This is a genomic window from Arthrobacter sp. efr-133-TYG-104 (assembly GCF_030208915.1).
Classification (GTDB): Bacteria; Actinomycetota; Actinomycetes; order Actinomycetales; family Micrococcaceae; genus Arthrobacter.
Genome location: NZ_JARVTA010000034.1, coordinates 1 through 1429, shown reverse-complemented (window position 1 = coordinate 1429; position 1429 = coordinate 1). Strand labels below are relative to the sequence as shown.

Below are 1429 nucleotides of genomic sequence, written 5' to 3'. Positions count from 1 at the left end.
GGTCACGTCCCGCTGAGTGGTGGAGTTTCTCGACCCCGTGCGGGTCAGCTGGTTTCGATTATGCCGCAGCGAGTTCGGGAATGGGAACCACCTCCTCGACGTGCGCGGCCGCCGGCGTGCCGGGTGCGCTGAGTTCTTGCATGGATGCTTCGGAGAGGTAGCGGCGGTCCCCGGCTTCCCACTCGTCGTGCTGCTCGACGAGGACCGCTCCGGCCAGGCGCAGCAGTGCGGCGGGGTTGGGGAACACTCCCACAACGTCGGTGCGTCGTTTGATTTCCTTGTTCACGCGCTCCATCGGGTTGGTGGACCAGACCTGCCGCCAATGTTTCTGTGGGAACCCGCAGAACGCGAGAACGTCTTCACGGGCGTCGTGGAGCATCCGGGCGACCTTCGGGTGGGACTTACCCAACATGCGGGCGACCTCGTCGAACTGGGTGTTCACATGCCCGGCATCGGGCTGGGCGAACACCGTTCGAATGATCGACGCCACCATCTCCTGGGCGCCCTTGGGCACGGTCGAGAGCACGTTGCGCATGAAGTGCACACGACAGCGCTGCCACGATGCGCCCTGAAAGACAGTGTTGATGGCCTTCTTGAGCCCGGTGTGGGCGTCGGAGATGACGAGCTTGACCCCGCCCAGGCCCCGGGTCTTGAGCGAGCGGAGGAACTCCGTCCAGAACGCCTCGTTTTCACTGTCGCCGACGTCGAACCCGAGCACCTCCCGGCGTCCGTCCGCGGCGACACCGAACGCGACGACGATCGCCTGGGACACCACCCGGTGATTCACGCGCGCCTTGCAATACGTCGCGTCAAGAAACACGTACGGGTAGCCCAAGGCGGACAAATCCCGGTCACGGAACGCGCCGACCTCCGCGTCGAGGTCGGCGCAGATCCGTGACACCTCGGACTTGGAAATCCCGGAATCAGCCCCGAGAGCCTTGACCAGATCGTCGACTTTCCGGGTTGAGACCCCGTGCAGGTACGCCTCCATTACGACAGCGAACAGGGCCTGGTCCACGCGGCGGCGCCGTTCGAGCAAGGAGGGGAAGAATGAGCCCTGCCGCAGCTTCGGGATCTTCAATTCCAGGTCCCCGGCCGTCGTGGCCAAGGTCCTGGGGCGCGTCCCGTTGCGGCGCGTCATGCGCTCATCGGTGCGTTCGAACGGGCCAGCGCCGATAAACGCGGTCGCTTCCGCGTCGATGAGCTCCTGGTAGAGCTTCTCCGTGGCCGAGCGAACCCGGTCCGTGACATCGGTGAGTTTCAGTTGGCCAAGCAGGTCCAACAGGGCAGACTGGTCAAGAGCCATCGTGTGTTTGTGTCCTCTCGTGAGATTCCTAGACAGTTCTCACTGACCATCGCACGATGGCTCTTCACGTCAACGAAGCGACGCTCAGAACCCGAGATTTACACCACTCCACGGGACGTGACC

The 1429-nt window shown here is 64.0% G+C and carries 1 protein-coding gene; it reads right to left on the bottom strand.

Features of this window, described 5'->3' with window-relative positions:
- Nucleotides 1-58: 58 nt before the first annotated feature.
- Complete coding sequence (locus tag QRN04_RS17470; RefSeq protein WP_284977301.1) at nucleotides 59-1306, bottom strand: IS256 family transposase; 1248 nt, start codon at nucleotides 1304-1306, stop codon at nucleotides 59-61.
- Between the last annotated feature and the right edge of the window lie 123 nt (nucleotides 1307-1429).

Excerpts from the sequence above, each read along its gene's own strand:
- QRN04_RS17470 (WP_284977301.1), bottom strand. The coding sequence starts at position 1,306 with ATGGCTCTTGACCAGTCTGCCCTGTTGGACCTGCTTGGCCAACTGAAA.